Annotated in this window: 22 protein-coding genes and 1 riboswitch; of the genes, 10 read left to right on the forward strand and 12 right to left on the reverse strand. The window is 52.2% G+C overall.

Features of this window, described 5'->3' with window-relative positions; translation table 11 throughout:
• Window positions 1-2 precede the first annotated feature (2 nt).
• The 10 genes from mraY to ilvI form a co-directional block, all read right to left on the reverse strand.
• Window positions 3-1,085 (reverse strand): phospho-N-acetylmuramoyl-pentapeptide-transferase, encoded by a 1,083-nt coding sequence (mraY, locus tag SC127_RS05460; RefSeq protein ID WP_215847641.1) that lies wholly within the window; start codon window positions 1,083-1,085, stop codon window positions 3-5.
• Complete coding sequence (murF, locus tag SC127_RS05465; protein ID WP_243078601.1) at window positions 1,079-2,437, reverse strand: UDP-N-acetylmuramoyl-tripeptide--D-alanyl-D-alanine ligase; 1,359 nt, start codon at window positions 2,435-2,437, stop codon at window positions 1,079-1,081. The genes mraY and murF overlap by 7 nt, the downstream gene beginning before the upstream one ends.
• A complete protein-coding gene (gene murE / locus SC127_RS05470) occupies window positions 2,434-3,921 on the reverse strand; it encodes a UDP-N-acetylmuramoyl-L-alanyl-D-glutamate--2,6-diaminopimelate ligase (RefSeq protein WP_332625658.1) in 1,488 nt (495 codons plus the stop codon). The genes murF and murE overlap by 4 nt, the downstream gene beginning before the upstream one ends.
• Complete coding sequence (locus tag SC127_RS05475) at window positions 3,908-5,674, reverse strand: peptidoglycan glycosyltransferase FtsI (RefSeq protein ID WP_243078603.1); 1,767 nt, start codon at window positions 5,672-5,674, stop codon at window positions 3,908-3,910. Before SC127_RS05475 ends, murE begins: the two co-directional genes overlap by 14 nt.
• Window positions 5,675-5,690: 16 nt before the next feature.
• A complete protein-coding gene (ftsL, locus tag SC127_RS05480) occupies window positions 5,691-6,011 on the reverse strand; it encodes a cell division protein FtsL (protein ID WP_215847643.1) in 321 nt (106 codons plus the stop codon).
• Window positions 6,012-6,013: 2 nt separating this feature from the next.
• On the reverse strand, window positions 6,014-6,949 hold the full coding sequence (gene rsmH / locus SC127_RS05485; RefSeq protein ID WP_243078604.1) for a 16S rRNA (cytosine(1402)-N(4))-methyltransferase RsmH: 936 nt from the start codon (window positions 6,947-6,949) through the stop codon (window positions 6,014-6,016).
• 2 nt (window positions 6,950-6,951) lie between these two features.
• The gene (mraZ, locus tag SC127_RS05490; RefSeq protein ID WP_215847645.1) at window positions 6,952-7,410 is read right to left on the reverse strand and encodes a division/cell wall cluster transcriptional repressor MraZ; all 459 of its coding nucleotides are present in this window, start codon (window positions 7,408-7,410) and stop codon (window positions 6,952-6,954) included.
• Window positions 7,411-7,908: 498 nt separating this feature from the next.
• Entirely contained in the window at window positions 7,909-8,919 is a 1,011-nt protein-coding gene (cra, locus tag SC127_RS05495) for a catabolite repressor/activator (protein WP_243078605.1), read from the reverse strand.
• Window positions 8,920-9,116: 197 nt separating this feature from the next.
• Window positions 9,117-9,608 carry an acetolactate synthase small subunit gene (ilvN, locus tag SC127_RS05500; protein ID WP_010253849.1) on the reverse strand — a complete coding sequence of 164 codons (492 nt, stop codon included), beginning with the start codon at window positions 9,606-9,608 and terminating at the stop codon, window positions 9,117-9,119.
• 2 nt (window positions 9,609-9,610) lie between these two features.
• Window positions 9,611-11,335, reverse strand: a complete 1,725-nt coding sequence (gene ilvI, locus SC127_RS05505; RefSeq protein ID WP_243078606.1) for an acetolactate synthase 3 large subunit — start codon at window positions 11,333-11,335, stop codon at window positions 9,611-9,613.
• Between the two features lie 737 nt (window positions 11,336-12,072).
• Here ilvI and leuL point away from each other — a divergent pair.
• The 5 genes from leuL (at window position 12,073) to leuD (ending at window position 16,924) form a co-directional block, all read left to right on the forward strand.
• On the forward strand, window positions 12,073-12,156 hold the full coding sequence (gene leuL / locus SC127_RS22555) for a leu operon leader peptide (RefSeq protein ID WP_215848340.1): 84 nt from the start codon (window positions 12,073-12,075) through the stop codon (window positions 12,154-12,156).
• A gap of 91 nt (window positions 12,157-12,247) precedes the next feature.
• A complete protein-coding gene (leuA, locus tag SC127_RS05510) occupies window positions 12,248-13,810 on the forward strand; it encodes a 2-isopropylmalate synthase (protein ID WP_243078607.1) in 1,563 nt (520 codons plus the stop codon).
• 2 nt (window positions 13,811-13,812) lie between these two features.
• Window positions 13,813-14,904, forward strand: coding sequence for a 3-isopropylmalate dehydrogenase (gene leuB / locus SC127_RS05515; RefSeq protein WP_332625673.1), 1,092 nt, complete (start codon window positions 13,813-13,815; stop codon window positions 14,902-14,904).
• 4 nt (window positions 14,905-14,908) lie between these two features.
• Window positions 14,909-16,315, forward strand: a complete 1,407-nt coding sequence (gene leuC / locus SC127_RS05520; RefSeq protein ID WP_215847649.1) for a 3-isopropylmalate dehydratase large subunit — start codon at window positions 14,909-14,911, stop codon at window positions 16,313-16,315.
• A 3-nt stretch (window positions 16,316-16,318) separates the two neighbouring features.
• Window positions 16,319-16,924 (forward strand): 3-isopropylmalate dehydratase small subunit, encoded by a 606-nt coding sequence (leuD, locus tag SC127_RS05525; RefSeq protein WP_215847650.1) that lies wholly within the window; start codon window positions 16,319-16,321, stop codon window positions 16,922-16,924.
• Between the two features lie 32 nt (window positions 16,925-16,956).
• Here leuD and SC127_RS05530 read toward each other — a convergent pair whose 3' ends face one another.
• Complete coding sequence (locus tag SC127_RS05530) at window positions 16,957-18,123, reverse strand: MFS transporter (protein WP_215847651.1); 1,167 nt, start codon at window positions 18,121-18,123, stop codon at window positions 16,957-16,959.
• A gap of 257 nt (window positions 18,124-18,380) precedes the next feature.
• Between SC127_RS05530 and sgrR the strand changes: the two genes are divergently transcribed.
• The 4 genes from sgrR (at window position 18,381) to thiQ (ending at window position 23,493) form a co-directional block, all read left to right on the forward strand.
• On the forward strand, window positions 18,381-20,042 hold the full coding sequence (sgrR, locus tag SC127_RS05535; protein WP_243078609.1) for an HTH-type transcriptional regulator SgrR: 1,662 nt from the start codon (window positions 18,381-18,383) through the stop codon (window positions 20,040-20,042).
• Window positions 20,043-20,077: 35 nt separating this feature from the next.
• Window positions 20,078-20,182: riboswitch (TPP riboswitch) on the forward strand.
• A 47-nt stretch (window positions 20,183-20,229) separates the two neighbouring features.
• Complete coding sequence (gene thiB / locus SC127_RS05540) at window positions 20,230-21,222, forward strand: thiamine ABC transporter substrate binding subunit (RefSeq protein ID WP_332625677.1); 993 nt, start codon at window positions 20,230-20,232, stop codon at window positions 21,220-21,222.
• Window positions 21,198-22,808 (forward strand): thiamine/thiamine pyrophosphate ABC transporter permease ThiP, encoded by a 1,611-nt coding sequence (thiP, locus tag SC127_RS05545; protein ID WP_332625680.1) that lies wholly within the window; start codon window positions 21,198-21,200, stop codon window positions 22,806-22,808. The genes thiB and thiP overlap by 25 nt, the downstream gene beginning before the upstream one ends.
• Window positions 22,792-23,493 (forward strand): thiamine ABC transporter ATP-binding protein ThiQ, encoded by a 702-nt coding sequence (thiQ, locus tag SC127_RS05550; RefSeq protein WP_215847653.1) that lies wholly within the window; start codon window positions 22,792-22,794, stop codon window positions 23,491-23,493. Before thiP ends, thiQ begins: the two co-directional genes overlap by 17 nt.
• On the opposite strand, the gene SC127_RS05555 is transcribed toward thiQ, so the two are convergent.
• The gene (locus tag SC127_RS05555) at window positions 23,490-24,254 is read right to left on the reverse strand and encodes a DedA family protein (RefSeq protein ID WP_243078612.1); all 765 of its coding nucleotides are present in this window, start codon (window positions 24,252-24,254) and stop codon (window positions 23,490-23,492) included. The genes thiQ and SC127_RS05555 overlap by 4 nt on opposite strands.
• A 167-nt stretch (window positions 24,255-24,421) precedes the next feature.
• On the opposite strand from SC127_RS05555, the gene polB reads away from it, so the two are divergent.
• Window positions 24,422-26,782, forward strand: coding sequence for a DNA polymerase II (polB, locus tag SC127_RS05560; protein ID WP_332625684.1), 2,361 nt, complete (start codon window positions 24,422-24,424; stop codon window positions 26,780-26,782).
• Window positions 26,783-26,882 lie beyond the last annotated feature (100 nt).

Consider the following 26,882-nt stretch of genomic DNA (forward strand, 5'->3'; position numbering starts at 1 on the left):
AATTAACGTACCTTCAGCGTGGCCAGGCCAATCAGCACCAGCATCAGCGAAATAATCCAGAAGCGCACGATAACGCGCGGCTCCGGCCACCCTTTCAATTCATAGTGATGATGGATCGGCGCCATGCGAAAAATACGCTGGCCGCGCAGCTTGAACGATCCCACCTGCAGAATTACCGACAGCGTTTCAACCACAAACACGCCGCCCATGATCACCAGCAAGAACTCCTGACGCAGCAGCACCGCAATCGTGCCCAGCGCACCGCCCAAAGCCAGTGAACCGACATCGCCCATAAAGACCTGTGCCGGATAAGTGTTGAACCATAAAAAGCCCAACCCAGCGCCGACAATCGCAGTGCAGACAATCACCAGTTCGCCTGCGTGGCGAAGATAAGGAATATGCAAATACTCAGCAAACTTCACGTTACCGGTCGCCCAGGCTACCAACGCGAAACCGGCAGCAACAAAGACGGTGGGCATAATCGCCAGGCCATCCAGACCATCGGTTAAATTCACTGCATTGCCGGTTCCGACAATCACGAAATACGCCAGCAGGATATAAAACAAGCCCAACTGCGGCATGATGTCTTTGAAGAACGGCACCACTAGTTGCGTCGCTGGCGTATCTTTACCCGCCAAAAACAGGGCGAAGGCGACGCCCAGTGAGATCACCGACATCCAAAAATACTTCCAGCGAGCAATCAGACCTTTAGTATCTTTGCGTACCACTTTGCGGTAATCATCTACAAAGCCGATGACGCCGAACCCTACCAGCACCACCAATACGCACCAGACATAAGGATTGGATGGATACGCCCACATCAACACTGAAATAGTGATGGACGTAAGAATCATGATCCCGCCCATGGTGGGCGTGCCGCGCTTGCTGAAATGCGACTCAGGACCATCGTTGCGAACGACCTGACCAATCTGCAATTTTTGTAGCCAGGCAATCAGACGCGGCCCCATATAAAGAGAGATAAACAAGGCGGTCAGCAGGCTGACAATGGCGCGAAACGTCAAGTACGAAAAGACGTTAAAGCCGGAATAAAATGCGACCAAATGCTCGGCCAGCCAAACTAACATGTTCCTTTCTCCTGTAAGCTCTGTACTACCTGCTCCATGGCGGCACTACGCGAACCTTTAATCAAGACCGTAATTTCTGTGTGTTCGGACAACAGCGAGCGTAAACGTTCAGTCAACGCGGCTTTATCGCTGAAATGTTCGCCAACTTCGCTGCTTTCACTAATGAGGTGACTGATTTTTCCGGTGCTTAATACGCGGTCAATTCCGGCAGCTTTAGCCGCATGTCCGACTTCACGGTGGCACTGTTCTGCTTCATGACCCAGTTCCGCCATATCACCCACCACCATCACGCGATAACCCGGCATTTCACCCAGTACCTGCGCAGCAGCAGTCATTGAGCCGACGTTCGCGTTGTAGCTGTCATCCAGCAATAACTTGCTTGGTGATAAGCGGATCGGGAACAGGCGTCCAGGAACAGACTGAAGTGTTTTAAGGCCGAGCTGAATTGCGCTTAGCGGCGCATCGACTGAAAGAGTCAGCGCAGCGGCTGCCAGCGCGTTAGCAATATTGTGGCGGCCAGGCAGCGGCAGCGTGATGGCGATATTGCCACGCGGCGTATGCATAGTGAAGTGCGTGCCATCTTGCCCTACAGTGATATCGCTGGCAGAGAAATCACACTCTTTGGCTTGAGGCGAAAAACGCCAAACCGTTTTACCGTGCAGGTGTTGTTGCCAGTGCGGCCAGTCGTTGCTGTCGGCATTGAGAATGGCGGTACCGTGGGCAGGTAAGCCTAAGAAAATTTCACCTTTGGCTTTAGCGACCCCATCCAAAGATCCAAAGCCTTCGAGATGCGCAGCGGCAAGGTTATTGACCAAAGCCGTTTCAGGGCGAACCAGCTCGGTAGTGTAAGCAATCTCACCCTGATGGTTAGCACCTAATTCAATCACCGCATATTGATGTTCAGCGGTCAGGCGCAGCAGCGTCATCGGCACGCCGAAATCATTATTCAGATTGCCTGCGGTATAAAGTGTTTCACCGCACTGACGCAAAATAGCCGCGGTCATCTCTTTGACTGAGGTTTTACCGGAAGAGCCGGTTAACGCGACAACGCGCGCTTTCGCCTGTTGACGCACCCACGCGGCTAACTTGCCAAACGCCAAACGTGTGTCATCAACCACCACTTGCGGTACAGCGACGGGTAAATGTTTGCTCACCAATAAAGCCAGCGCGCCGCTAGCAATTGCCTCACCGACAAAATCATGCGCATCAAAGCGTTCACCGACGATGGCAATAAACAGACAGCCTGCCGTGACTTTGCGGGTATCGGTGGTCACCTCATTCAGCGTTAAATCGCTGCCATAGAGCGTACCACCCGTGATCTCTGCCAAAGTGCTTAAGGAAACCGGGATCATGCCGCGCCTCCTAATAAAGCCGCAACAGTCGCGCGATCAGAGTAATCAAGGCGGCGATTGCCAACGATTTGATAATCTTCATGCCCTTTACCCGCCACCAACACGATGTCGTCTGGCTGAGCCTGCATGATGGTATTGGTCACGGCTTGTGCACGACCTGCAACCACGCGTGCACGCGTTGGATCCAGCAGGCCGGCTAAAATATCCTTCACAATGGCTTGTGGATCTTCGCTACGAGGATTGTCATCAGTGATCACCACGACATCCGCATATTGCTCAGCAATCGCGCCCATCAGTGGGCGTTTGCCTTTGTCGCGATCACCACCACAGCCAAACAGGCACCAAAGCTGACCTTTGCAGTGCAGACGCGCCGCTTCCAGCGCTTTTTCCAGCGCGTCTGGCGTGTGGGCATAATCGACGACGACAGTCGGCTTGCCTGCGGCGCTAAAGACTTCCATACGACCATTTACCGGCTGCAGTTGCGGCGCAACGCGCACTAACTCATCCAGTGAATAATCGAGCGCCAACAATGTCGCCAGCGCCAGCAATAGGTTGCTGACGTTGAAGGCACCCATCAGGCGGCTATTGATTTCACCTTCGCCCCAACTCGAGCTGAAGCGGATATGCGCACCATCATCGTGATAGGTCACATTGTCAGCCTTCAACCAACGGCCATGGCAGCCTGGCAGCAGGTTATTTTCCATGGTGACCGCTACGGCATCAGGAAGGTTGGCCAACCAACGGCGGCCTACCTCATCATCAGCGTTCAGAATCGCTTCGCCTACCTGATGCTCAGAGAACAAAAGCCATTTCGCAGATTCGTAGCTCTGCATATCGCCATGATAATCGAGGTGGTCACGGCTGAGATTGGTGAATACTGCAGCGGCAAAAGGCAAAGCCGCCACGCGGTGCTGCACCAAGCCGTGTGAGGAAATTTCCATCGCCGTCAGGGTGACACCCTTCGCGGTAAGATCATGCAGGATATGTTGTACATCGACTGCAGATCCGGTGGTATTTTCAGTGGGCACGAGTTGACCGAAAAGGCCGTTGCCGACCGTGCCCATTACCGCACTGGTTTCACCTAAGAGTTTCGCCCACTGCGCTAAAAGCTGCGTGGTAGTGGTTTTACCGTTGGTGCCAGTAACACCAACCAACTGCTGTTTTTCACCGGGCTGTTGATAGAAGCGCCCGGCTAAAGCAGATAAACGTTGATGCAGTTGCGCCAGATAAATCACCGGTACGCCGTGCATTTCACGAATTTCGCCGTCAATGGCCTCGCCTTCTGCTTCAGCAATCACAGCCGAAACGCCTTGAGCAATAGCCTGCGGAATAAAACGCCGTCCATCGGCGTGGTGGCCTGCAACAGCCACAAACAGATCGCCCGATGCCGCAATGCGGCTATCCAGCGTCATGTCACGAAGCTGACGTGCCGGCGCGTCTGGCACCCATGGGCCAAGTAAGTCGCGCAGGTTACGATCTGTCACTTGATTCCTCACTTCTGTTAGTCACTAACTCGTTCTTGTCATTGACCGGCAACGCATCCGGCTCGATGTTCATGGTGCGTAAAACGCCGCCCATGATGGCACCAAACACCGGCGCGGAAACCGCACCGCCATAATATTTGCCGGCCTGGGGATCGTTGATCACCACCACCAGCGCAAAACGAGGGTGACTGGCAGGCGCAACGCCTGCAGTGTAAGCAATGTATTTATTGACGTAGCGCCCATCCGGTCCGACTTTTTTTGCCGTACCCGTTTTGATTGCGATGCGGTATCCCTTGATGGCGGCTTTAACACCACCTCCACCCGGCAGCGCGACGCTTTCCATCATATGCACCACGGTTTTCACCAGCGACTCATCGAAAACGCGTTCACCGGCAACCGGTGGATCAACCTTGGTGATCGACAGCGGGCGATTAATGCCGTAGCTGCCAATCGTTGCATAGACTCGCGCTAACTGTAACGGCGTTACCATTAGCCCGTAGCCGAAAGAGAAGGTGGCCCTCTCTATGTCAGACCACCGTTGTTTTTGAGGGTATAAGCCACTACTTTCCCCGACCAGCCCCAAATTGGTCGGTTTACCCAGTCCAAAGCGTGCGTAAGTATCTACGAGCGCTGAGGAGGGCATCGCTAACGCCAAACGTGAAACACCGACGTTACTCGACTTCTGCAAAACCCCTGTCAGGGTCAATTCGTTATAACGCGCCACATCTTTGATCTCATGACCATTTACACGATAAGGCACGGTATTCAATACGCTGTTTTCTTTGACCACGTTGCGTTGCAGCGCCGTCATCACCACCATCGGTTTCACCGTGGAGCCTGGCTCAAAAATGTCTGTGATAGCGCGGTTACGCATCATCTCTTTGGGCGTATTGCTGAGATTATTCGGGTTGTAAGCTGGGCTGTTTGCCATCGCTAACACTTCACCGGTGCTGACATCAACCAGCACGGCGGTTCCAGACTCCGCTTTGTTGAAGGCAACCGCGTTATTCAATTCACGGTAAACCAGCGCCTGTAAGCGCTCATCAATGCTTAGTGTCAGGTTATGTGCGGCACGGCTGTCCACTGAAGAGATATCTTCAATTACGCGGCCAAAGCGATCTTTACGTACCGTACGTTCGCCTGGCGCACCGGTAAGCCATTTATCAAAGCTCTTCTCGACCCCTTCAATGCCTTGACCATCAATGTTGGTGAAGCCGATTAGATGGGATGTCACCTGCCCTGCCGGGTAATAACGACGAGACTCTTCGCGGAGATGAATACCGGGAAGCTTAAGTTTTTTAACGTATTCACCAATAGCCGGATTGACCTGGCGCGCCAGATAGACAAAACGTCCTTTTGGATTGGCGTTGACGCGAGCGGCGAGCTGATCAAGAGGAATGGAGAGCGCATCAGACAGCGCTTTCCAGCGGCTGTCTAATGTCACGCCACCGCCATCGTGCAGCTCTTTAGGATCGGCCCAAATAGCATTGACCGGTACACTAACCGCCAATGGGCGTCCTGCGCGATCGCTGATCATGCCACGTGCCGTCGGCACCGCCTGCACGCGCAGCGAGCGCAAATCGCCCTCTTTAACCAGTTTGTCTGGGTTAATAACCTGTAACCAGGCGACACGGGAGAGTAGGCCGCCTAATGCCAGCAAAATACAGCCGCACAGCAACGCAAAACGCCAGCTTACAAAGCTGGCTTTATCTTCCGGTTTCTTCAACTTCAGCGTTCTGCCTGCGCCGCTCATTCGCTGTTTGAGGTCCTTATTTCTGCACCACAATATTTTCTTGTGAAGGATCAACATGCTGCAGCTGCAGCTTCTCGGTCGCGATCCGCTCTACCCTGCTGTGATCGCCCAAGGCGTTTTCTTCCAAAATCAGGTTGCGCCATTCAATATCAAGCGCATCACGTTCCAGTACTAATTGTTCACGCTGTGCCGTTAACAAACGCGTTTTATGCGTTGTGGTGACAACGAATACCGCTGAAACCATCACGGCGATTAACAGCAATACCGGAACTTTGCCCTTACGCAGCAGATCGCCGCCAATGACGCCGGGCAGGCTGTGGCGCTCATTGCCGATCATGCTTACGTTCTCTCCGCAATACGCAACACCGAACTGCGCGCGCGTGGGTTTTCTGATACTTCACGATCGCCCGGCACCAACTTGCCGTGCAGTTTCAGTTCTCGTCCACCTAACTCTCTTAACTGGTACTCAGTCATCGGGATTCCAGGTGGAACTTGCGGACCACGACTTTGATCGCGCATAAAACGTTTAACCAAGCGATCTTCTAACGAGTGAAAACTGATAACGGATAAGCGACCTTCAGTTGCCAGCACCTCAACGGCCCCTTTCAGCGCGATGTCGATCTCTTCCAGTTCACTGTTAATCCAGATACGAATCGCCTGGAAACTGCGTGTCGCAGGATGTTTAAACTTGTCTTTTATCGGCGTTGCCGCTGCGATAACGTCAGCCAATTCTTTAGTACGCGTCATTGGCTGTTCACGATTGCGCTCGACAATGGCACGTGCAATGCGCTTAGCAAAACGTTCTTCACCGTAAGTTTTCAGCACAAAAGCGATATCAGCTTCATCAGCATGGAGCAGCCAATCCGCGGCAGAATGTCCTCGCGTGGGATCCATACGCATATCGAGCGGCCCATCACGCATGAAAGAGAAGCCACGCTCGGCGTCATCTAACTGCGGAGAAGAGACGCCAAGATCCAGCAAAATGCCGTCGATCTTGCCAACCAGATCACGCTCGTTGACATATTCTGCCAGCGCAGAAAAAGGGCCATGAATAATTGTAAAACGTGGATCATCAATCTCAGCGGCCGCGGCAATAGCTTGCGGGTCACGATCGATGGCGATGAGCTTCCCGTTCGCACCAAGTTGCGAAAGAATTAAGCGTGAATGACCGCCACGACCAAAAGTGCCGTCGATGTAGATCCCGTCTTCCTTGATGTTGAGGCCGTTAACAGCCTCATCCAACAGCACGGTGGTATGTTTAAAATTTTCCTGCATAGCTATAGCGACAAGTCCTGCAATCGATCAGATAAAGGTTCCTGAGCCGACTGTTCTGCGTCAATATCGTCCTTAACTTGTTGATACCAGGTCTGTTCATCCCACAGCTCAAACTTATTGAACTGTCCAACCAGCATCACTTCTTTTGATAATTTGGCATGCTGACGAAGCGTGTTCGCCAGCAGCAAGCGGCCTGCATTGTCCATCTGACACTCACTGGCATGCCCCAACAGCAAGCGCTGCACGCGGCGCTCAAGCGGGTTCATACTGGATAAGCGAGCAAGCTTCTTTTCAATGATTTCCCATTCAGGCAAGGTATAAAGCAACAGGCAGGGCTGATGAAGATCGATGGTGCAAACCATTTGACCTTGAGACTCACTGTTCAACAAATCGCGATAGCGCATTGGTACGGCCAGTCGTCCTTTGCTGTCAAGATTGACTAACGTTGCTCCACGGAACATGCCAGCCTTTCCCCTCAGTTACCCATTTCCGCCACTTTATCCCACTTTTTACCACGAAACGAGTTTAAGGACCCGATGAAATCCTTGTCAAGCCGGAGCGGTAAGTGAATATCACTATTTCATGCTGACTAAAATTGAATTACAGAGCATCAACTCTGCTAAAAAAATCAAAATGGAAATTAACTTGATGAATAACTGAATAAAATTGAAGCACGTAAAAAAAGCGGTGGAAAATAGAACAATTATTGAGACGGCATATTTATCGTGGATTCTGAGACAGCGGCGGCATTTTAGGGGATTTCCTAAAGGATGAGTTAGCGCATCAGGCGGGGCGTGGCTTGGCTGAATGATGAAGATCTAAACAAATAAAGAAATACCTCTCCAATAATGTGTTAGTTAACGTGTGCAGAATTTACTCTTTTTTACGCCTTGGCGATTTTTTAAGCTGAATTAATTACCACGGTAATTATTGGGGGCAGCATAATTGCCGCCCCGCGTTTATTTTGATTTGCGGCTTAATTGTCCGCGTCGGAATAAATTACGGCGAATACGCGTAAGTCCTGGTTTGGGCTTTCTTGGCTCATCCAGTGAGGCAAGAACCAGTTCAAGTACTCGCTCCGCAACATCACGATGTCGCTGACCTACCGCTAAAACCGGACACTCTAAAAAGTCCAGTAATTCGTGGTCGCCAAAAGTCGCAATAGCCAGCTCAGTTGGTAAACGTCCGTCACGTTTCAGCACCACATCCATCACACCTTGCAGTAAACCAAATGAGGTGGTGAAAAGTGCTTCTGGCATCGCATGGTCTTCGAGATATTTTTCAAACATTGCCGCGGCAGCGGTACGTTCAAAGCTGTTGCAATAAAGGTAATCGATGGGTCGATCATCCTCTTTCCATGCATCACGGAAACCCGTTTCTCGCAGAAAACTCACTGAAAGCTCTGGCAAAGCGCCCAGGAACAACACGTTTTTTACTTCAAGCTGACGCAATTCAGCCGCCAGCATAAAGGCATCGTCCTGATCTGCACCCACTACGCTGGTAAAATGCTCACGATCAAGCGCACGGTCCAATGCAATAATCGGCAGCGAATCGTGGATCCAGCGTTGATAAAAAGGATGCTCGGGTGGCAAAGAGGTTGAAACGATGATGGCATCAACCTGGCGTTGCAGCAGATGCTCAATGCAGCGCATTTCATTATCGGGCTGATCTTCCGAACAGGCGATCAACAGCTGATATCCACGCTGACGTGCTTGCCGTTCAAGATAATTAGCGATACGCGTATAACTGGTGTTTTCCAAATCAGGAATAACTAAACCAATCGAACGCGTGCGCCCCGCACGTAGCCCTGCGGCCACCGCATTGGGGTGATAATTATGTTCACGCACCACCGCCATGACTTTCTCGACGGTTTTGTCGCTGACACGATACTGCCGCGCTTTGCCATTAATGACGTAACTGGCCGTGGTGCGCGACACGCCTGCCAGGCGCGCAATTTCATCCAGTTTCACGATAACCCCACAATCAAGCACGTTTCTGCAGCGTAAATAGCCGCAGTTACGCTAAGGACAACTCATTTATCACATCTAACAGCAGAAAAGTGTGTGGGGCAACCGCTTTTATGACGGTAGGCGGCATAGCGCATAAAAAATAAAAAAACCCGGCATTTCGCCGGGTTAGCACACAGTTGTTTGATTCCGCTACGTTATTACCGCATGATGCGATCGCCACGTGAGACACCAACGATGCCCGAACGTGCAACTTCAACAATTTCCGCTACATCACGCACGGTATTCAAAAAAGCATCCAGCTTGTCGCTGGTGCCTGCAAGCTGAACCGTGTAAAGCGTTGGCGTCACATCGATAATCTGACCACGGAAGATTTCGGCATTACGTTTAACTTCTTCACGTCCATATCCGCTGGCTTGGATCTTCACCAACATGATTTCACGTTCAACGTAGGCACCCTGCCCCAATTCGGTTACGCGCAATACATCAACCAGTTTGTGCAGTTGCTTCTCGATCTGCTCCAATACTTTTTGATCGCCAACCGTTTGGATCGTCATACGCGAGAGTGTCGGATCATCGGTTGGCGCAACGGTAAGGCTTTCAATGTTGTAGCCGCGTTGTGAAAACAAGCCGACAACGCGAGACAATGCGCCGGATTCGTTTTCCAGCAAAACTGATAAAATGCGACGCATAATTAAGTCCTCTCCGTTTTGCTCAACCACATCTCGTCCATACTGCCACCGCGAATATGCATCGGGTAAACGTGCTCGCTGCCATCAACCGTAACATCAACAAATACCAGACGACCTTTCGCTAGCGTATCCAGCGCCAAGGCTAACTTCTCTTCCAGCTCGGCAGGGTGTTGAATCGCAATTCCAACGTGTCCATATGCTTCTGCCAGACGAACAAAATCAGGCAGCGATTCCATATAGGATTGTGAATGGCGCCCTGAATAGATCATGTCCTGCCACTGCTTCACCATGCCGAGAACGCGGTTGTTTAGGTTTAGCACCAGCACCGGCAAGTCATATTGCAGTGCAGTTGAAAGCTCCTGAATGTTCATCTGGATGCTGCCATCACCGGTTACGCAAATCACCGTCTCATCTGGCAGCGCCATTTTCACACCCAGCGCTGCTGGCAGTCCAAAGCCCATCGTTCCCAGTCCGCCGGAGTTAATCCAGCGACGCGGCTTATCAAACTGATAATAAAGCGCGGCAAACATCTGGTGCTGGCCGACATCAGAGGTGACGTAAGCATCACCCTGAGTCAGGCGATAAATAGTTTCAATGACCGCCTGCGGTTTGATCTTGTCGCTGGTGCGATCAAATTCAAGACACTTGCGGCTACGCCAGCCATCAATCGTTTGCCACCAATCGCGCAGACTATCGAGCTGCTGCTTGCTTTCGTTTTGCGCCAGCAGTTCCAGCATCTGCTGCAGAACCTGTTTAGCATCGCCGACAATAGGAATGTCTGCGGCAACGGTTTTAGAAATCGAGGTAGGATCGATATCAATGTGCATCACCGTGGCATTAGGACAATATTTTGCCAGGTTATTGGTGGTGCGATCGTCAAAACGTACGCCAATACCAAAAATCAAATCGGCATTGTGCATCGTCATATTCGCTTCGTAAGTCCCGTGCATGCCTAACATGCCAAGGCATTGGCGATGCGTACCAGGGAAAGCGCCTAATCCCATTAATGAGTTTGTGACCGGGATATTCAGGCTTTCAGCCAACTGAAGCACTTCAGCTTCACATGCAGAGGTAATCGCGCCGCCACCGACATACATTACAGGCTTATGCGCTGCTAACAGCGTTTGCAAAGCGCGCTTGATCTGGCCTTTATGTCCTTGAACGGTTGGATTGTATGAGCGCATGCTCACCGAATCCGGCCACATATAAGGCAACTTGTGGGCAGGATTTAGAATATCTTTCGGCAAATCGATGACGACCGGACCGGGACGGCCACTTGCTGCCAGCCAAAAGGCTTTTTTCAAAACGCCAGGAATTTCTTCGGTGCTTTTCACTAAGAAGCTGTGTTTCACCACCGGGCGGGAAATCCCCACCATGTCGCACTCCTGGAAAGCATCGTAACCAATCAGTGAAGACGGTACTTGCCCCGATAGAATAACGAGCGGAATGGAATCCATGTATGCCGTAGCAATACCGGTAATTGCGTTGGTTGCACCGGGACCCGAAGTCACCAGCACCACACCCACTTCGCCAGTGGCGCGCGCAAGACCATCAGCCATATGCACTGCGCCCTGTTCATGGCGAACTAATATGTGATCAATACCACCCACCGTTTGCAGAGCGTCATAGATATCAAGCACCGCTCCGCCCGGATAACCGAATACCTGCTTTACGCCCTGATCGATTAACGAACGGACGACCATTTCGGCTCCTGACAACATCTCCATTTTCTGCCTCCAGGCTAAAGGAACTGAATTCACTGACGAATGCTTTCCAGCATGTCACTTGCATCCTGCTCCCTGTTCGCCAATTAAGATCAAAACCTTATGTTTATGCGTAGACAGCGGAAATCATTTCCGCTGTCCAGATACAGAGAAATCTGCTGATTTAATTCTTTTCATAGTAGGTCGATTACCATAACCGTAGAAAACCTGGCAGGCAAACTTCAAACTTGAGTTAGGCAATCGATTAGGCTTTAAAGGCTCTGCTCGATAAGATTTGGCTACGATGATTAAACTAATTACGTGAGCTAACAGCAGACGAAAATGCTAGTCATGATATTAATTGCAGCGTGATCTAAGAAATAGCAAAAAGTTATTGGAGGAAGCGTTAGCCCACAATTTCCTGAGACAATTCATTTCTGGCGTTATTATCCTTAAAATAGTGCATTCACATGAGATTCTGCTGCATCAAACGCTCACCAACCGTAATCATTACGGCAAAATAATAAAAATTAAACATTATAATTCAATTGGATATAATAATTTATTTTATTGAATCCTTATGTTTTCATCCTCAGGTGATATCTCTGCTTTTATGCTGCTGCGCATAACTCTGCAACGACGTAAAACCACAGAATATTTTTCTTAGCGACCTAATAAAATAACCCTTCACCTATGGTTGACATCCCTTAGGGATTCCAGTACCAATATGTGCAGCAAAAAAATTTACGAGGTTTGAATCCATGTTTCGTTCTACTCGCCTACTAGGTCTACTACTAAACGCAGCCAATTTGCGCGGTAGACTTGTGGGCGGAATCAAACACTGATTCAAACCTGCTGAAAGTTAAAAACCCGCGCCGATGCGCGGGTTTTTTTATGCTCGTTGCAAAGCGAAGTTAATGCATAAGGATGAATACGATGAGCCAACAAGTCATTATTTTCGATACCACTCTGCGCGACGGTGAGCAGGCATTACAGGCCAGCCTGAGTGTGAAAGAAAAACTGCAGATTGCTTTAGCGCTGGAGCGCATGGGCGTCGATGTAATGGAAGTCGGTTTCCCGGTTTCCTCACCCGGTGATTTTGAATCGGTACAAACCATTGCGCGCACTATTAAAAACAGCCGCGTCTGTGGTCTGGCGCGTTGTGTAGAGAAAGATATCGACGCCGCATACGAAGCACTACGCGTTGCCGAAGCGTTTCGCATTCACACTTTTATCGCCACCTCGCCGATGCACATCGCTACTAAGCTGCGCAGCACCTTGCCAGAAGTGATTGAGCGTGCCGTTCACATGGTGAAACGCGCCCGTAATTACACCAATGATGTTGAATTTTCTTGTGAAGATGGCGGTCGTACGCCGATTGATGATCTGTGCCGCATGGTTGAAGCCGCGATTAACGCAGGCGCGACAACCATTAACATTCCCGACACCGTGGGTTATACCTTGCCGGGTGAATACGCAGACATCATCAGTCAGTTAGTCAACCGCGTACCTAACATCGATAAAGCCATTCTGTCCGTTCATACCCACGACGACTTAGGTATGGCTACCGGCAACGCGATTGCTGCGGTTCAGGCGGGTGCGCGCCAGGTCGAAGGCACAATGAATGGTCTGGGTGAACGTGCAGGTAACTGTGCGCTGGAAGAAGTGATCATGGCGATTAAAACCCGTCAGCAAATCATGAACGTCCATACCAATATTCAGCATCAGGAAATTTACCGCACCAGCCAAATGGTCAGCCAGATCTGCAACATGCCGATTCCCGCTAACAAAGCGGTGGTCGGTTCTAACGCCTTTGCTCACTCTTCCGGCATCCATCAGGATGGCGTGCTGAAAAATCGTGAAAACTACGAAATATTAACGCCAGAATCGATCGGCCTGCACAAAATCCAGCTGAATCTGACGTCACGCTCAGGCCGTGCCGCGGTAAAACATCGCATGGAAGAGATGGGCTACAAAGAGAGCGATTACAACCTGGACAAACTGTATGACGCTTTCCTGAAACTGGCCGACAAAAAAGGTCAGGTATTCGATTATGACCTGGAAGCGCTGGCGTTCATTAACAAGCAAAACGAAGAGCCGGAATATTTCCAGCTGAACGATTTTAATGTGCAGTCGGGTTCAAGCATCAACGCAACCGCATCGGTGAATCTGGGTTGTGGTGAAGAAACAAAATCTGAAGCGGCAACCGGTAACGGCCCGGTCGATGCGGTCTATCAAGCGATCAATCGCATCACCCAGTTTGATGCCGAGCTGGTGAACTACAAGCTGACGGCAAAAGGCCACGGCGAAAACGCCTTGGGTCAGGTTGATATTGTGGTGAGCTACAACGGCCGTAAATTTCATGGTGTCGGCCTGGCGACGGATATCGTCGAGTCTTCCGCCAAAGCGATGGTCAACGCCCTGAACAATATCTGGCGTGCCAAACAGGTTGAAAAAGAATTGCAGCGCAAATTTAAAGATCAGAAGGAAACGGTGTAACTATGTCTACGTCTTCACATATCGCAGTTTTACCGGGCGACGGTATTGGTCCAGAAGTCATGGCGCAGGCCATCAAAGTGTTAGATGCGATTCGTCAACGCTTCGATATGCGTATCACCACCAGCGAATATGATGTTGGCGGCATCGCGATTGATCGTCACGGTGAACCTCTTCCACCGGCAACAGTAGCCGGTTGTGAACAAGCCGATGCAATTCTGTTTGGTTCGGTAGGCGGCCCAAAATGGGAGCATTTGCCTCCCGCTTCCCAACCTGAGCGTGGCGCGCTGTTGCCGCTGCGTAAGCACTTCAAACTGTTTAGCAACTTGCGCCCTGCTGCGCTCTACAGCGGCCTGGAAGCATTTTGTCCGCTGCGTAGCGACATCGCTGCAAAAGGCTTCGATATTCTTTGCGTGCGTGAGTTAACTGGTGGCATCTACTTCGGTCAGCCAAAAGGCCGCGAAGGCAGCGGCCCACATGAGCGTGCGTTTGATACCGAGGTCTATCACCGTTTCGAGATTGAACGTATTGCGCGCATTGCTTTTGAATCTGCTCGTAAACGCCGTAATAAAGTTACGTCAGTGGATAAAGCCAACGTGCTGCAAACCTCCGTAATGTGGCGCGAAATCGTTAACGAGATCGCTAAAGAATATCCTGACGTGCAGTTGAGCCACATCTATATCGATAACGCCACCATGCAGTTGATCAAAGATCCTTCACAGTTTGATGTGCTGCTGTGTTCTAACCTGTTTGGTGACATTCTTTCTGACGAATGCGCCATGATCACCGGTTCAATGGGCATGCTGCCTTCCGCCAGCCTGAATGAAGAAGGGTTTGGTCTTTACGAACCGGCAGGCGGTTCTGCGCCTGACATCGCGGGGCAAAATATCGCTAACCCCGTTGCGCAGATCCTCTCCTTATCTCTGCTGCTGCGCTACAGCCTGAATGCTGATGACGCTGCAGACAGCATTGAGCGCGCGATCAGTCGTGCGCTGGAAGAAGGTTATCGTACCAAAGATTTAGCCGGTGATGGCCCAGCAGTCAGCACAGATGAGATGGGCAGTATCATTGCCCGCTTTATCGCCGAGGAAAAATAAAATAATGAAAACCTTATACCAGAAGTTATTTGATGCACATGTCGTTAATGAAACGCCAAATGAAACCCCATTGCTCTATATCGATCGTCATCTGATCCATGAAGTGACATCACCGCAGGCCTTTGATGGCCTGCGTGCTCACGGTCGTAAAGTCCGTCAGCCGTCTAAAACCTTCGCGACCATGGATCATAACGTCTCCACGCAGACCAAAGACATCAATGCGTCGGGCGAGATGGCACGTATCCAGATGCAAGAATTGATGAAGAACTGTGCCGAGTTTGGCGTGCAGTTGTATGACCTGAATCACCCGTTTCAAGGCATCGTGCACGTAATTGGTCCAGAGCAAGGTATGACTTTGCCCGGCATGACCATTGTTTGCGGTGATTCACATACTGCAACGCACGGCGCTTTTGGTTCGCTGGCATTTGGTATCGGTACTTCAGAAGTTGAGCATGTGTTTGCCACGCAAACCCTGAAACAGGGCCGTGCCAAAACCATGAAAATCGAAGTGCTGGGTGAAGCGGCTACCGGCATCACTGCCAAAGATATTGTGCTGGCGATCATCGGTAAAACCGGTAGCGCAGGCGGCACCGGCCATGTAGTCGAATTCTGTGGCCCAGCCATTGAAGCGCTGAGCATGGAAGGTCGTATGACGCTGTGCAACATGGCCATTGAGATGGGTGCCAAAGCGGGTTTAGTGGCACCGGATGACACCACCTTTACTTACCTGAAAGGTCGCCAGTTTTCACCCGACGGTGAGAAATGGGAACAAGCCGTCGAGTATTGGCGCACCCTGAAGTCAGATGAAGGCGCAAAATTTGATGCGGTTGTTACCCTGCATGCCGAAGAGATCGCGCCTCAGGTAACCTGGGGAACAAATCCAGGCCAGGTCATTGCCGTTGATCAAGCGATCCCGAATCCAGCCTCTTTTGCCGATCCCGTTGAACGCGCCTCCGCAGAGAAAGCGCTGGCGTATATGGATCTGCAGCCAGGCATCAAGCTGACTGACGTTAGCATCGACAAAGTCTTTATCGGTTCTTGTACTAACTCACGTATTGAAGATTTACGCGCTGCTGCTGCGATTGCCAAAGGCCGCAAAGTCGCGCCAGGCGTAATGGCGATGGTGGTGCCAGGCTCGGGTCCGGTAAAAGCGCAGGCGGAAGCGGAAGGTCTGGATAAGATTTTCCTCGAAGCGGGTTTTGAATGGCGCTTGCCGGGTTGCTCAATGTGCCTGGCCATGAACAACGATCGCCTGAATCCGGGTGAGCGTTGCGCCTCTACCAGCAACCGTAACTTTGAAGGACGTCAAGGACGTGGCGGCCGTACGCATCTGGTTAGCCCGGCCATGGCAGCTGCGGCTGCGGTAACTGGTCATTTTGCTGACATCCGTGAACTGACGACAGGAGCATAAGTCATGGCGAATAAATTTACCCAACACACCGGGATTGTTGCGCCGCTGGATGCGGCAAACGTCGATACCGACGCGATCATCCCTAAGCAGTTTTTGCAGAAAGTTACGCGTACCGGTTTTGGTCAGCACCTGTTTCACGATTGGCGCTTTGAAGATGATGCCGGCACCGTACCGACTGCCAGCTTTGTGTTGAACAAGCCCGAATTCAAAGGCACCAGTATTTTACTGGCGCGTGAAAACTTTGGCTGTGGATCGTCACGTGAGCACGCACCTTGGGCGCTAACAGATTTCGGTTTTCACGTGGTGATTGCACCCAGTTTTGCCGATATCTTTTACGGCAATAGCTTCAACAATCAGCTGCTGCCGGTAAAGCTCAGCGATGAAGAAGTCGATGAGATGTTTAAACTGGTCGCTGCACAGCCAGGCATCCGTTTCACCGTTGATCTTGAAGCGCAAACCGTGACCGCTGGCGATAAAACGTATCCGTTTGAGCTCGACAGTTTCCGTCGTCACTGCATGATCAATGGTCTCGACAGCATTGGCCTGACGCTTCAGCATGAAGCCTCGATCTCTGATTATGAGCAGAAGCAGCCCGCTTTCCTGCGTTAATCATTAAGGGCGACGATTTAGTCGCCCTTTTCTTATACGTTGCGTACCCGCGCCGACATGGCAAAAGAGGCAATAGCCAGCCCTAACGCCAGCCAATATATTGAGATATGTCCAAAGCGTTCGCTCAAGGTTCCCTGAATCAATCCCGCCAAAATCATGCCGGTGGAAATAGAGTTAGTGAACATAGTGGTGGCTGCGCCCGGTCGTCCTGGCATTAAATCCTGAAACCACAGCATGCCTATTCCGGCAATGATGCCGATAAATACTGCATTAAACAGCTGCAAAATCAGCAACGCATGGCGCGAACTGAACAATACCAGTCCGAGATAGAACAGAATACCTGCCGCTACCGCGATCAGCATCAGGTTGCGTTTACCGACGCGTTTAGCGCAATAGCCAGCCAGTAACATCACTGGAATCTCCAGTGCTGCCGCCATTCCCATCAATAACCCCGCCAGCTTTTCCGGTAAGCCCAGCGTGCTGCTGATATAGAGCGGCATATCGATAATGTACATGGTATTGCAGGTCCACATTGTCACGGAGGCGATAAACAGCAGCCTGACATCGCGGTTGCGCCAACCGCTGATCGGCATGCCGCCGCTGTGCATCAGCGAATCAGCGCGTGGCACCGAAGGCAAGGTAAACCAAATAAGGAGGATGCAGATAAAGAACAGCGCTGCCGCCACCATGAATAGCGTGACAAAGCCATAGTTGAGCGCCAGTGCAAACGACAGCGGCGGCCCAATCACCCAAGCCAGCGATATCTGCGCACGCATTACCGAACTGAACATCGCTGCTTCGCGCGCGGAATGGTCAATATATTCTCGCGCCAGCGCAAAAATCTGTGGCATGGAGACGCTGGCCAGCGCTGACAGCAGCACGCCAAGCGTAATCAGTGTGAAATAATGACGCGTGAAGGCAAATAAAATGGCATTACACAGCGCCATCAGACAACAAAACAGAATGATGTGACGGCGATCACCGACGCTGTCTGAGCGCTTGGCCACCAGCATGCTCACCACAATCCCGGCCACGGCATTAATGGTAAAAAACAGCCCAACCCAAAACGGCCGCGCCTGCACTTCACGCGTCAAAAACAAGCTGAGCGTGGGTGCTTGTAATGCACCGGCTACGCCAATCATGAACGATGCCACCATAAACGCGAGATAAACCGGATTGATGCGACGCTGCGACTTCATGCCGAAATCCCTAACAGAATGAAAAAACCGAGGAAAAAAACAAGGGTAGACGATACAGCGCAACACGAAAAAAGCCAGCAGATAAAATCCTGCTGGCGGTGTAATTGCACCCTACTCAGAAAGGATCCCGCATCGCTGCGCGATCATGGTTGAGCGCCATTCATTGCTGAATGCCTCCCGCTCTTCCAATGAGGTTCAGTTTGCCTCTAATATGAGGCAGGAAAAACAGAGCGCTTTTTACAGGGAGTTCCTCTTTTATGTCCTCATCACGCCTTAAGCAGCAATTCATTCGCCTGTGGCAAAGTTGCCAGGGCCAGACGCAAGAAACCACGCTGAGTGAACTGGCGGATTTACTGCATTGCTCTCGCCGTCATATGCGTAATTTACTTAACGCTATGCAAGATGCTGGATGGCTGACCTGGCAAGCTGAAGCCGGGCGCGGCAAGCGTTCACAGCTGACTTTTTGTTATACCGGACTCGCGCTACAGCAGCAGCGGGCAGAAGATTTGCTGGAGCAGGATCGTATCGATCAACTGGTGCAACTGGTCGGCGATAAAAATCAGGTGCGCCAGATGATCAGCGCGCATCTGGGCCGCAGTTTCCGCCAGGGCAAACATATTCTTCGCGTGCTTTATTACCGCCCGTTACTCAACCTGCTGCCTGGATCGCCGCTGCGCCGCTCAGAGACGCATTTGGCACGACAAATCTTTAGTGGGCTGACGCGAATAAATGAGGAAAACGGGGAAATCGAGGCGGATATTGCGCACCACTGGCAGCAAACATCGCCGCTGCACTGGCGCTTTTTTTTACGCCCGGCTATCCGCTTTCACCACGGTCGCGAATTAGAAATGGCTGATGTCATCGGCAGTCTTGAACGCCTGCGTGATCAGCCGCTGTTTTCACATTTCCAACTCATCACCTCGCCCGCCCCCTGGACGCTGGATATCACGCTAAGCCAGCCCGACGACTGGTTACCTTGGTTACTTGGCAGCGTGAGCGCCATGATTCTACCGCGTGAATGGCCCGAGCAGCGTGATTTCGCTCGCCAGCCTAAGGGGACTGGCCCTTACAGCGTGGTGCGCAATCAGCAAAGCCAGCTGAAAATCGAAGCGTTTGATGACTACTTTGGCTTTCGCGCCCTGATCGATGACGTCTCAATTTGGGTATTGCCTGAGATCAGCGACGAACTGGTTTATTCAGGCGTACGTTTGCAGGGCGACACCGTTGATGAAAAGCAGGAAGAAAGTCGGCTCGAAGAGGGATGTTATTATTTGCTATTTGATCAGCGCTCAGAAAAAGGTCGCAACGAGGCGATTCGCCGCTGGGTCAGCTATTTATTTAATCCTATTGCCCTGCTCAATCATGCGAGCGCTGGCTATCAGCGCTACTGGTTTCCCGCTTACGGTTTGCTGCCGCGCTGGCACCATCGCCGTGACTTAACGCCCGTTGAGAAACCAGCTGGGCTGAAAAGCCTGACGCTCACCTGGTATAGCCAACACGTTGAGCACGAAGGCATCGCTAATGCGCTACGCCCTTTATTAGCGCAACATGGCGTAACGCTTGAAACGCGTGAAGTCAGCTATGAAAGCTGGCATCAGGGCGAGGCTGAAAGCGATATCTGGCTGGGCAGCGTCAATTTCACCCTGCCGCTGGAATATTCACTGTTTGCTCAGCTCTATGAGGTGCCGTTGCTGCATCATTGCCTGCCCATTGACTGGCACAGCGATGCCGCACGCTGGCGTGAAAAAGCGCTGCCGCTTGCCGAATGGAGCAAGCGTTTGGTCGAGGAAGGTGGGTTGCATCCGCTGTTTCATCACTGGCTGCTGCTGGAAGGAGAACGCAGTATGCGTGGCGTGCGCATGAATACGCTGGGCTGGTTTGATTTTAAATCCGCCTGGTTCGCACCGCCGGAGCTGTGATCCTTTCGCCCCGGCGACGAAATGACTAGAATGACTCGTTCTCAACGGGGTGCCGCTTGCGATTGTCGCAATGAGCTGAGATATACCCGTCGAACCTGATTCGGTTAATACCGACGTAGGGATTTGAGAGGCCAACGTGCTCAGATCCTTTGCGACTCATATAACAATTCTCCTTAAGGAGCGCAAAGTGTTAAAAAAATGTCTGTCTCTGCTGCTGCTGCTGCTGCTGTCAGCGCCCGTCTTTGCTGCCAAACCGACCTTAACCGTTTATACCTACGATTCATTCTCAGCCGATTGGGGCCCTGGCCCAGCGGTGAAAAAAGCCTTTGAAGCGCAGTGCAATTGCGAACTGAAATTCGTCGCGCTGGAAGATGGCGTGTCGCTGCTGAATCGCGTGCGCATGGAAGGCAAAAACAGCAAAGCCGACGTGGTATTAGGGCTGGATAACAATTTGGTGCAGGCGGCACAAAAAACGGGTCTGTTTGCGCCCAGCGACGTTGACACCAGCGAGCTACAGTTACCCGATGGCTGGCAAGATAAAACCTTTGTGCCCTTCGATTACGGCTACTTCGCCTTTGTCTATGACAAAAATAAACTCAAAAATCCGCCTAAAAGCCTGAAAGAACTTGTTGATAGTCCAGAGAAGTGGCGCGTCATTTATGAAGACCCGCGTACCAGCACGCCGGGTTTAGGCTTGCTGCTGTGGATGCAAAAAGTGTATGGCGATCAGGCACCGCAGGCCTGGCAGAAGCTGGCGCAGAAAACCGTTACTGTCACTAAAGGTTGGAGCGAAGCTTACGGTCTGTTCCTGAAAGGTGAAGGTGATCTGGTGTTGAGTTACACCACCTCGCCTGCTTACCACATCATCGAAGAGAAAAAAGAGAATTACGCCGCTGCGTCGTTTGCCGAAGGCCATTATTTGCAGGTTGAAGTTGCGGCTCAGCTTGCCAGCAGCAAACAACCCAAACTGGCGCAACAGTTCATGCAGTTCATGGTGTCGCCTGCCTTCCAGAACGCGATTCCAACCGGTAACTGGATGTATCCCGTAATCAAAACTGATTTGCCGGCAGGATTTTCATCGTTGAGCGTGCCAAATACTGCGCTGCAATTCTCATCGCAAGATGTCGCCGATCACCGCTCAGAATGGATTAATGCATGGCAACGCGCCGTCAGCCGTTAATTCCGCTCTGGTTGATTCCCGGTTCGCTCGCCACGCTGCTGCTGTGCAGTGTGGCGCTGCTGGCGTTTTCCTCGCTGTGGATCGCTGCGCCTGATACGGATTGGCGCAGCGTATTGCAGGACGACTATCTCCATCACGTTATCGGCTTCTCCTTTGGTCAGGCGCTGCTTTCTGCGCTGTTGTCGCTCCTGCCTGCGATTGCGCTCGCGCGCGCACTTTACCGGCGGCGCTTTCTTGGTCGCCAATTATTGCTGCGGCTGTGCGCCATGACGCTGGTTCTGCCGGTTTTGGTCGCGGTATTTGGCTTGCTTACGGTCTATGGTCGCGTCGGCTGGTTGGCGCAGTTGTGCCAGTTTTTCAATATCGATTACGCTTTTTCACCGTACGGCCTGCAAGGTATTCTGCTGGCACATGTGTTTTTCAATTTGCCGCTGGCAACGCGTTTGATGTTGCAGGCGTTAGAAAGCATTCCAGCCGAGCAGCGACAACTGGCCGCGCAGCTTAATTTGCGCGGCTGGCACCATTTCCGCCTGCTGGAATGGCCGTGGTTGCGCCGTCAGTTGCTGCCGACCGGCGCGCTGATATTTATGCTCTGCTTTGCCAGCTTTGCTACCGTGTTGTCGCTGGGCGGCGGGCCGCAAGCCACCACCATTGAACTCGCCATTTTTCAGGCGCTGAGTTATGACTACGATCCGGGGCGCGCAGCATTGCTGGCACTGATACAGCTCACCTGCTGCCTGACTTTAGTTTTGCTCAGCCAGCGTTTTAGCAAGGCCATTCCCGCTGGCATCAGTCAACTGCGCGGCTGGCGCGATCCGCAAGATTCCCTGCTTGCTCGCGTGAGTGATTTTGCCTTGATTGTGTTGGCGCTGCTGCTGCTGTTACCGCCGCTGCTGGCAGTCATCGTGGATGGATTGCATGGCGGCCTGCGCGGGGCGTTGGCACAACCGGCGCTGTGGCAGGCCACATTCACTTCGCTGCGTATCGCGCTGGGTGCTGGCCTGCTTTGCGTGCTGCTGACTATGATGCTGCTGTGGAGCAGCCGCGAATTGCGTATGCGCCAACGCAACGTGGCTGCACAGATCATAGATACCAGCGGTATGTTGATTCTGGCGATGCCCGGTATCGTGCTGGCGACCGGCTTTTTCCTGCTGTTCAACGCCACCATTGGCTTGCCCACTTCCGCTGACGGTTTAGTGATATTCACTAACGCACTGATTTCCATTCCCTACGCCCTGAAAGTATTGGAAAACCCCATGCGCGATATCGCTGAGCGCTACGCAAACCTGTGCAATTCGTTGGGTATCCAGGGCTGGAATCGACTACGTCTGATTGAACTGCGCGCCCTGAAGCGACCTTTAGCTCAGGCACTGGCCTTTGCCTGCGTATTATCGATCGGAGATTTTGGCGTGGTTGCGCTGTTTGGTAGCGCAGATTTCCGCACCTTACCGTTCTACCTGTATCAACAAATTGGTTCTTATCGTGGCGCAGACGGAGCAGTTACCGCCCTGCTGCTGCTGTTACTTTGCCTGTTGCTGTTCACTCTGATGGAAAAATTACCGGGCCACCATGCTGACTCTGAATAACCTCACTTACCTGTATCACCACTTGCCGATGCGTTTCAGCCTGACTGCGCAACGTGGCGAACGTCTGGCGATTCTTGGCCCCAGCGGCGCAGGTAAAAGTACGTTGCTGAGCCTGATTGCCGGATTTTTACCGGTCAGTCAGGGAATGCTGGAGATTGATGGCAAAGATCACACGCGCAGCGTGCCCGCAAAGCGTCCGGTTTCGATGCTGTTTCAGGAGAACAACCTGTTTCCACACCTCAACGTACAGCAGAACATGGCGCTGGGGCTGAATCCAGGCTTGAAGCTGAATGCCACCCAACAACAACAACTGGCGGCTATTGCAACACAGGTTGGGTTAAGCGATCTGCTTACGCGCTTGCCGGGCCAGCTTTCCGGTGGGCAACGTCAGCGCGTTGCGCTGGCACGTTGCTTACTGCGCGATCGCCCGGTTCTGCTGCTGGATGAGCCCTTTTCAGCCCTCGATCCCGCCTTGCGCGGAGAGATGCTGCAACTGGTGAGTTCAGTGTGTGAGACACGCAACATTACCTTACTTATGGTGTCGCACAGCCTGGAAGATGCACAGCAAATTGCGCCGCGCAGCGTGGTCATTGTGGATGGTCGGGTTTACTGGGATGGCGCAACGCAGCAGTTGCTGTCGGGAGAAACACGGGAAGCCGATGTGCTCGGCATCCCGCGCCGTTAATTAAAGAAAACTTGCCCTAACAAGTGCAGGAAAATGGGCATCATGGGGTGGAACTGAATCGCCACCAATGCGCCTACCGCGATAACAAATCCAAGCGGTGCTAACCAACGCAAGCGTTGTGGCGGCAGATACGCTGTTGCCCAATCCTGACTTTTACCGCTGCGCCACCAGCGCCAGCAGAGCCAAAATCCCAGCCACGCGACAATCGCCACTAACAGCAGCAGCCACTTAAAGTTACCGCCCTGCGCCGCTTTCGGCACGTCAATGGCCACGCCTGCTAAAATACCTGGCAGCAAGTACAGCGGCGGCCACAAAATACAGCCAATGAGATTGGGCGGCAGGAACTTGCGCACCGGCAACTCCAACATGCCTGCGGCAAGCGGAATCAGCGGACGCGTTGGCCCAACAAAGCGCCCCACCAGAATGGTGAACATACTGTGCTGATGCAGCGCATGCTCGGTTTTATCCAGCAATCCTTTGTATTTTTGAATATATTTCCAGCGATGCAGCGGCCCCTGAAATTTCCAGCCAATGCCATAGGAAACCCAGTCACCAATCAAGCATCCAGCAAAACCCGCCGCCCAGGCAGGATAGAGACCAATTTGTCCGCTACCCACCAACGCGCCGAGGCTGGCCATCAAAACCGTACCCGGCAGTAATAATCCCACAAACGCCAGTGATTCAAGAAACGTCACCATTGCAACGGCAAACAGCGCCCATTCCAGCGACTGTGTAAAAAGGTGTTGAACCCAGGCTTCCATAACCTTCCTTAAAAAAAGCACAAGGCTGGATTGTCCTGAGCCTGCATCAAAGCGTCAAGGCAAGAATTGTACGCTGATATTGACAAAAGCCAGCCGCGAGAACTGTATAAATATCCATGTTATACTTTGCTCACTGCCCATCCCGAATCCGGCTTTCTGGAGAGAGTGTGAATATGCCACGCGCAGGTTTCCTGCTCACCCGACACTGGCGCGACAGCGCACAAGGCACCGAAATCATTTTCTGGCTGGCAACCGATGACGGTCCACAGCGCGTTGTACTGCCGGTGCAAGAGTCGGTCGCCTTTATCCCTTGCGATTATCAGGCGCAGGTTGAAGCGCTGTTAAAGGATGAACGACACGTACGCATTCAGCCGCTGGAATTGAAAGATTTCCGCCGTCGCCCGGTGTTTGGCCTCTATTGTCGGCAGAATCGCCAGTTACAGTGGATTGAGAAAAAGCTGCGGGAAAACGGCATTCCAATTTACGAAGCGGATATTCGCCCGCCAGAGCGCTTTCTGATGGAGCGCTTTATCACTGCGCCCGTCTGGTTCAGCGGTGATCAGCAAGGTGAAAGCGTCGTGAACACGCGCTTGAAGCCGCATCCCGATTATCGTCCTCCGCTGAAATGGGTCTCGCTGGATATTGAAACCACTCAGCATGGCGAACTTTACTGCATTGGACTCGAAGGTTGCGGACAGCGTCAGGTTTACATGCTTGGGCCGCCCAACGGCGATGCCAGCCAACTCGACTTTGAGCTGATCTATCTGGAAAGCCGCCCACAACTGCTGGAAGCGCTTAATCATTGGTTTGCACAACATGACCCCGATGTAATTATTGGTTGGAACGTGGTGCAATTTGACCTGCGTATGCTGCAAAAACATGCCGATCGTTACGGCATTCCGCTGCGCCTTGGCCGTCAACAAGCCCCGCTGGAATGGCGCGAACATGGCTTTAAGCCTGGCGTTTTTTTCGCTCAGGCAACTGGCCGCCTGATTATTGATGGCATCGACGCGCTGAAATCCGCCTTCTGGGATTTTCCTTCATTTAGCCTGGAATCTGTCTCGCAACAGCTATTGGGCGAAGGGAAAGCGATCAACAATCCCTGGCAGCGCATGGAAGAGATTAACTGGCGTTTTGCCAACGATAAACCGGCGCTGGCGCGTTACAACCTGAAAGATTGCGAACTGGTGACACGCATCTTCCACAAAACAGAGATCATGCCGTTTCTGCTGGAACGAGCGGCGGTAAACGGTTTGGCGGTGGATCGTCACGGTGGATCGGTGGCAGCATTTGGTCATCTTTATATTCCGCGCATGCACCGAGCGGGCTTTGTCGCGCCAAACTTAGGCGACGTAGCCCCCGAAGCCAGCCCTGGCGGCTACGTGATGGATTCGCGTCCCGGCTTGTATGACTCAGTATTGGTGCTCGACTATAAAAGCCTTTATCCCTCAATTATTCGCACCTTCCTGATCGATCCGGTCGGGTTGGTGGAAGGATTAGCGCATCCAAACGATACCGATTCGGTTGCGGGTTTCCGCGAAGCACGTTTTTCACGCCAGACGCACTGTTTACCGGCAATCGTTGAGCAGATCTGGCAAGGACGCGAAGCGGCTAAAAAACAGGGCAACAAGCCGCTGTCGCAGGCGCTGAAAATCATCATGAATGCGTTCTATGGCGTACTCGGCACCAGCGCCTGCCGCTTCTTTGATCCTCGTCTGGCCTCATCGATTACGCTACGCGGGCACGCCATCATGCAGCAAACGCGTGAATTGATTGAGGCTGAAGGTTACGACGTTATTTACGGCGATACCGATTCCACCTTCGTCTGGTTGAAGACAGCGCACAGCGAAGAGCAGGCGGCCGCGATTGGCCGACAGCTGACAGAAAAGGTTAATATCTGGTGGCGCGAGCATCTGCAAAGCGAATATGGGCTTAACAGCGCATTAGAGCTGGAGTACGAGAGTCATTTTTGCCGCTTTTTGATGCCCACCATTCGCGGTGCCGAGCAAGGCAGTAAAAAACGCTACGCGGGATTGATCCGCGAAGGCGCTAGCGAGCGCATGGTATTTAAAGGTCTGGAATCGGTGCGCACCGACTGGACGCCGCTGGCGCAGCAGTTTCAGCAAGCGTTATACAGCCGCATCTTTCGTCGCGAACCCTGGCAGGATTATATTCGTGAAACAGTGGCGCAACTGCTGGCGGGTGAGCTGGACGATCAGCTGATTTACAAAAAACGCCTGCGTCGTCCGTTAAAAGAGTATGAACGTAACGTGCCGCCGCATGTACGCGCTGCGCGCATCGCTGATGAAGAGAATCGCAAGCTGGGACGACCTTTACAGTACCAAAATGGCGGGCGCATTCGCTACGTGATTGCCACTGCAGGCCCGGAGCCGCTGGAGGCGCGGATTACGCCACTCGACTACGATCATTACGTTAGCAAGCAGTTACAACCGGTGGCTGATGGCATTTTACCTTTCGTCGACGGCGACTTTGCTACACTTATAAACGGTCAGTTGGGACTTTTTTGACAGGTGACGAATGCCCTGCCATCCAGTACCATAGCGCCCTTCCCAAAACTCACCGCTCTGACACGTTCACCAGACCTTATCGTTTGGATGACATGCTATT

Origin of the sequence: Pantoea sp. T14, assembly GCF_036663535.1 — a bacterium.
Lineage (GTDB): Bacteria > Pseudomonadota > Gammaproteobacteria > Enterobacterales > Enterobacteriaceae > Pantoea > Pantoea phytostimulans.

Coding starts and splice junctions, on each gene's coding strand:
- mraY (WP_215847641.1), bottom strand. CDS start 1,085: ATGTTAGTTTGGCTGGCCGAGCATTTGGTCGCATTTTATTCCGGCTTT.
- murF (WP_243078601.1), bottom strand. CDS start 2,437: ATGATCCCGGTTTCCTTAAGCACTTTGGCAGAGATCACGGGTGGTACG.
- SC127_RS05475 (WP_243078603.1), bottom strand. CDS start 5,674: ATGAGCGGCGCAGGCAGAACGCTGAAGTTGAAGAAACCGGAAGATAAA.
- ftsL (WP_215847643.1), bottom strand. CDS start 6,011: ATGATCGGCAATGAGCGCCACAGCCTGCCCGGCGTCATTGGCGGCGAT.
- rsmH (WP_243078604.1), bottom strand. CDS start 6,949: ATGCAGGAAAATTTTAAACATACCACCGTGCTGTTGGATGAGGCTGTT.
- mraZ (WP_215847645.1), bottom strand. CDS start 7,410: ATGTTCCGTGGAGCAACGTTAGTCAATCTTGACAGCAAAGGACGACTG.
- ilvN (WP_010253849.1), bottom strand. CDS start 9,608: ATGCGTCGCATTTTATCAGTTTTGCTGGAAAACGAATCCGGCGCATTG.
- ilvI (WP_243078606.1), bottom strand. CDS start 11,335: ATGGAGATGTTGTCAGGAGCCGAAATGGTCGTCCGTTCGTTAATCGAT.
- leuL (WP_215848340.1), top strand. CDS start 12,073: ATGTTTCGTTCTACTCGCCTACTAGGTCTACTACTAAACGCAGCCAAT.
- leuA (WP_243078607.1), top strand. CDS start 12,248: ATGAGCCAACAAGTCATTATTTTCGATACCACTCTGCGCGACGGTGAG.
- leuB (WP_332625673.1), top strand. CDS start 13,813: ATGTCTACGTCTTCACATATCGCAGTTTTACCGGGCGACGGTATTGGT.
- leuC (WP_215847649.1), top strand. CDS start 14,909: ATGAAAACCTTATACCAGAAGTTATTTGATGCACATGTCGTTAATGAA.
- leuD (WP_215847650.1), top strand. CDS start 16,319: ATGGCGAATAAATTTACCCAACACACCGGGATTGTTGCGCCGCTGGAT.
- SC127_RS05530 (WP_215847651.1), bottom strand. CDS start 18,123: ATGAAGTCGCAGCGTCGCATCAATCCGGTTTATCTCGCGTTTATGGTG.
- sgrR (WP_243078609.1), top strand. CDS start 18,381: ATGTCCTCATCACGCCTTAAGCAGCAATTCATTCGCCTGTGGCAAAGT.
- thiP (WP_332625680.1), top strand. CDS start 21,198: ATGGCAACGCGCCGTCAGCCGTTAATTCCGCTCTGGTTGATTCCCGGT.
- thiQ (WP_215847653.1), top strand. CDS start 22,792: ATGCTGACTCTGAATAACCTCACTTACCTGTATCACCACTTGCCGATG.
- SC127_RS05555 (WP_243078612.1), bottom strand. CDS start 24,254: ATGGAAGCCTGGGTTCAACACCTTTTTACACAGTCGCTGGAATGGGCG.